A 5,050-nucleotide genomic window follows, 5' to 3' on the forward strand; every position below is an offset into this window, starting at 1 on the left:
AGAAAATAGAAACACCCAATATCGACCAATTGGCCAAAGAAGGAATGATTTTTTCGCAACACTATTCCGGTTCGGCTGTTTGTGCTCCATCCAGAAGTGTCTTATTGACCGGAAAACATACCGGGCATACAGATATTCGAAACAATAATACCTGGCCTTCACGGGGAGCTGTTCATGATCTGTTTGCCATGCAGGAAGATTCAACACTGGAAGGCCATTTGCCTATGCTGGATGAAACTGAAACGCTGGCATCAATCCTTAAAAAGGCGGGTTATAAAACGGGTATGTCAGGTAAATGGGGCTTGGGAGCTCCACATACTAATAGTATACCAACCAAAAAGGGTTTTGATTATTTTATCGGATATATTTGCCAACGTATAGCCCATACTTATTACCCACCTTTTATTTATGAGAATGATAAGCGATTATATCTTAATAATGAGGCAATACCCTTGGGCGAAAAATTACCTGAAAATCTCGATCCGAATGATCCGAAAAGTTACCAACGCTACGCACAAAATGATTACGCAGAAGATGTGATGTATGCCGGAATGGAAAATTTTATTGTAGAGAATAAAAATGAGCCATTCTTTTTTTACTGGGCTTCTTTAATTCCTCACGTAGCACTTCAGGTGCCACAACGCTGGACCGATTATTATGTTGAGAAGTTTGGCGACGAAGAAGCTTATCTGGGTAATAAAGGCTATTATCCTCACCGTAACCCCAAGGCCGCTTATGCCGGTATGGTCTCCTACTTTGATGAAAATGTAGGCAAGCTGGTGGCAAAACTAAAAGAGCTTGGTGTTTATGACAATACCCTCATTATATTCTCTTCGGATAACGGGCCAACCTTTAACGGTGGTGCTAATTCACAGTGGTTTGAAAGTGCTGGTGTTTTAGGCAGCGGCAATCGTGAGATTAAAGGATCTTTCAAGGAAGGAGGGATACGTGTTCCGATGATTGCTTCATGGCCGAGGAAAATTAAACCCGGAACAAGTACTAACCACGTTTCCGCTTTTTGGGATGTACTTCCAACACTATGTGAGGTGGCCGGTGAGCCTATTCCTGAATATACCGATGGGATATCGATGTTGCCAACCTTAACAGGTTCAGGTAAGCAGAAAAAGCACGATGTTTTATATTGGGAATTAGGTAGAAAACAGGCAGTTCGCATGGGGCGATGGAAAGGCATAAGAACAAATAGTAATACAGAATTAGGGAAATTGGAGCTATATGACCTTCAAACAGACATTGCAGAAAAAACGAATCTGGCTGAGAAATATCCCGATATTGTTGTTCAAATAGAGAAAGTAATGCAGGAAGAGCATGAAGCTGCTGCTATTNTTGACTTCAGGCAAAGCGTATTGGGTGATCGGATGAATTGATTTCATTATCATGTAAGGATTAATATACCTTTAATGATACAAACAACTTACTATACAAAGTAGTGTTTGTTTTATAGATTTATAATTTTATTTTAAGTAAAAACATTACCAAATAATATCGAAATGAAGAAGTTACTATTTGTAATTTTAGTCTTGTCTTTGCAAATCTTTGCAAACAACATTTATGCTCAAAAACCGAACATTATTCACATCCTGGCCGATGATGTTGGTTTTGACGATTTGAGCTGCTTTGGTTCAAAAGATATCTCTACTCCTAATTTGGACGCTTTAGCTGAACAAGGAATGAAGTTCACAAATTTCTATGCGCCCCACGGTACTTGTACACCTTCACGTGCTGCCTTGTTAACAGGGCGCTATGCCCCTCGTGTCAACGAAGGCAAAGGACTGTATGTGCTGTTTCCTCACTCTAAAACAGGACTGGAAGATGAGATGGAAGTGACCATTACCGAGTTGTTGAAAGAACAAGGTTACAAGACCGGCTTGTATGGCAAGTGGCACTTGGGGCACCTGCCACAGTACCTGCCTTGTGTACATGGTTTCGATGAGTTTTTGGGTATCCCTTACCCTAACGATCACGGACCGGAACGTATTGGTAACAGTGGCTGGCGTCCTAATGGTGTGAGTGATCCGGCTATTCCATTGATTGAGCAGGCACAGGTGATAAAGCGATGCGATAATAACGATTTAGCGGAGTTACCGGCCTTGTTTACCCGTGAAGCCTGTAAATTTATCTACCGCTCGGTAAAAGAGGATAAGAAACCATTCTACTTACAATATGCCAATATTGAAACCCATACGCCCTGGTTTGTACCTAAAGGATTCGAAGGCCAGAGTAAGGCAGCAGCTTATGGCGATGCGGTGGAATACCTGGATCGTTCAGTGGGAATCATCATGAATACCCTGAAACGCCTTAAAATTGAGGACAATACCATCATTGTGTTTTCTTCAGATAACGGACCATTGATATATAAGGATGAAGAACTGGAGAACTGCTATGGCAAATTCGGTTTTACCGACCCAACCAGAAAGCATGTGTTACGTGAGGGAAAATACCAGGAACGTTATGATGGTGGTATTCGTGTATCCTGTATCATGACCTGGCCAAACAATATTCCTGCTGGCACCACCTGTGACGAACCGGTAACAGCCATGGACCTGTTCACCACCTTTGCCAATGTGGCCGGTGCTAAGATACCGACCGACCGGCCAATTGATGGAAAGGACATTCAAAATCTGATGCGGCAGGAAGAAGGCGCAGTTTCTCCACACAAGGCTATCTATGGTTATAGAGCCAGGGGCGGTTTGATGAGTGTGCGTTATCAGAATTGGAAGCTGGTGTTTAAGAAAAAATACAATGCTGAAGGCGCTAATGAAATGTTCCTTTATGACTTAGGTAATGATTTAGGCGAAACAACCGATATAGCCGCTCAGCACCCCAAAGTGGTGAAGCAGATACTTAAACTGGCACAGGAAGCAGAAAAGGCTATTCATGAAGGAAAAGAATTGTAAAATTAAAATATAGAGAAATGACAACAAATAGACGATCATTTTTAAAAAATATGGGATTGGCAGCCGGTGTTGCAGCCGCAGCTCCAATGGCAGCTTGTAATCCAAAAGCAGGTGAAAAAGAAGCAGTCGCTTATATCCGAAAAAATGCAGAACGTGTGCCTAAAATGGATTTTAATATGTGTGGTTATGCTGCACCAAAATTGGATAAAGTTCGTGTTGGTTTTGTAGGTATTGGTGACAGAGGTATTGGAGCCGTTGACCGCATGGGTTTTATCGAAGGTGTTGAAGTCACTGCCATTTGTGATACGCGTCAGGCAGCTATCGATGGAGCTCAGGCTTCACTGGCTAAAGCGGGCCTGCCTAAGGCTAAAGAGTTTACTGGTAGCGATACTGCTTTTAAAGCCCTTTGTGATAGCGGGCTAGTTGACCTGGTTTATATTGCTACACCATGGGAATGGCACGTGCCGGTAGCTTTAGCAGCTATGCGTGGAGGTAGCCATGCAGCTGTAGAGGTATCAACAGCCAAAACCATGGACGAATGTTGGGAGATGGTTGAAGTATCGGAGCAGACTAAAAAGCACTGTGTGATTTTAGAAAACTGCTGTTACGATTTCTTTGAATTATTGACCTTAAACATGGCTCGTCAGGGTGCTTTTGGTGACCTGGTGCATGGCGAAGGCGCTTATATCCACGATTTGGATTACTGGCACTTTAACAAGCCACAGGATGACAAGCCACGTGGTGATGGTGCTTACGATAAGCTTTGGCGCTTGCACGAGAATACACGCAAGGCCAATGTTTACCCAACACACGGTTTAGGCCCTATTTGCCAGGCTATGGACATTAACCGTGGTGACCGTATGGATTATCTGACCGCCATGATGTCTGATGATTTCACTTTGAAGCACCGCATTAAAGAATTGGCACCTGACCGTCCGGACTTACAGCAGTTCATCGGTAAAGAGATGCGTGGTAACATGGATATGCAGATGATTCGTACCGTGAAAGGCCGTACCATGATGATTCAGCATGATATCAGCTCACCACGTCCTTACTCACGTATCCATATGTTGAGTGGTACCAAGTGTTTTGCACAGAAATGGCCCCTCAAACACATTGCTTTTGGACATAAGAAAGCCGATGATGCCAAGATGAAAGAGCTGGAAGAAAAGTACACACCGGAAATTGTACGACGCATTGGAGAAATGGCCAAGCAGGTTGGTGGTCACGGTGGTATGGACTTTATGATGGACTGGCGTTTGATCGACTGTTTACGTAACGGCTTACCAATGGATATGGATGTATACGATGCTGCTGCATGGAGCTGTATTACCCCATTGAGTGAGTGGTCTATTGCCAACGGTTCTAAGCCAATTGCTATTCCAGATTTTACCCGTGGTAAATGGGAGACCAATAAGCCGGTTGAACTAACTTTAAAAGGTGGTGGTACAACTGGGGTTCGTAACCTGAAAGAAGCGGATTCAGATAAACAGTTGAATGTGCATTAATTAAGTAAAGGTAGGACATGATAATAATTATAACGTGACTTACCTTTTGCTTTCAAAAAGTATCTGGTGAGTCGCGTTTTTTGTTCTTATCATTATGCTTATCGAGTAATAAGCATAATGATAAGAACAAATTATATTGATAGTTACAGGTGCACATAGATACGCTTATGCTTTTAGGAATAAAAGAATCTTGTATTGTGAAACACCATGTAAATTTTAATTATTCAAGTTAACGCACAAGTGAATGATTGAATTTTATTGGGGTTGCATGCAACAAATAAAAATTATAAACATGAAACAAATTATAATTATATGGATGGTGTGCTTTTTAGCTCATGGTCATATTGCCTCAGCACAGCTTGATGGCTTTACCTATGGCGATGAAAAGGCACCTACAGGTAAAGAGTGGGAATCACCAGCTCACATTGCCCATAACAAAGAGCAGCCGAGAGCTACTTTTTACTCTTTTAAAAGTGTAGAAAGTGCCCGTAAGGTATTGCCTGAAAACTCGGCCTACTGGCAATCATTGGATGGTAACTGGAAGTTTAACTGGGTGAAACACCCGAATGAACGTCCTATTGATTTTTATCAACCTGACTTTGATGTTAGCAACTGGGATGATATTCC

The 5,050-nt window shown here is 42.3% G+C and carries 4 protein-coding genes; all 4 read left to right on the forward strand.

The genetic code is table 11. The features are described 5' to 3' along the window. Positions 1-1,385 (forward strand): arylsulfatase (locus tag FNN09_RS20770; RefSeq protein WP_143304409.1); only part of this gene is annotated, 1,385 nt, incomplete at its 5' end. Positions 1,386-1,508: 123 nt separating this feature from the next. Beyond that, on the forward strand, positions 1,509-2,915 hold the full coding sequence (locus FNN09_RS20775; protein WP_143304410.1) for a sulfatase: 1,407 nt from the start codon (positions 1,509-1,511) through the stop codon (positions 2,913-2,915). A 17-nt stretch (positions 2,916-2,932) separates the two neighbouring features. Beyond that, positions 2,933-4,423 (forward strand): Gfo/Idh/MocA family protein, encoded by a 1,491-nt coding sequence (locus FNN09_RS20780; RefSeq protein ID WP_143304411.1) that lies wholly within the window; start codon positions 2,933-2,935, stop codon positions 4,421-4,423. Between the two features lie 292 nt (positions 4,424-4,715). Next, the coding region (locus FNN09_RS20785) for a hypothetical protein (protein ID WP_221932557.1) at positions 4,716-5,050 on the forward strand (335 nt) is incomplete at its 3' end.

Origin of the sequence: Carboxylicivirga sp. M1479, from assembly GCF_007097485.1 — a bacterium.
Taxonomy (GTDB): domain Bacteria; phylum Bacteroidota; class Bacteroidia; order Bacteroidales; family Marinilabiliaceae; genus Carboxylicivirga.

Excerpts from the sequence above, each read along its gene's own strand:
- FNN09_RS20775 (WP_143304410.1), top strand. The coding sequence starts at position 1,509 with ATGAAGAAGTTACTATTTGTAATTTTAGTCTTGTCTTTGCAAATCTTT.
- FNN09_RS20780 (WP_143304411.1), top strand. The coding sequence starts at position 2,933 with ATGACAACAAATAGACGATCATTTTTAAAAAATATGGGATTGGCAGCC.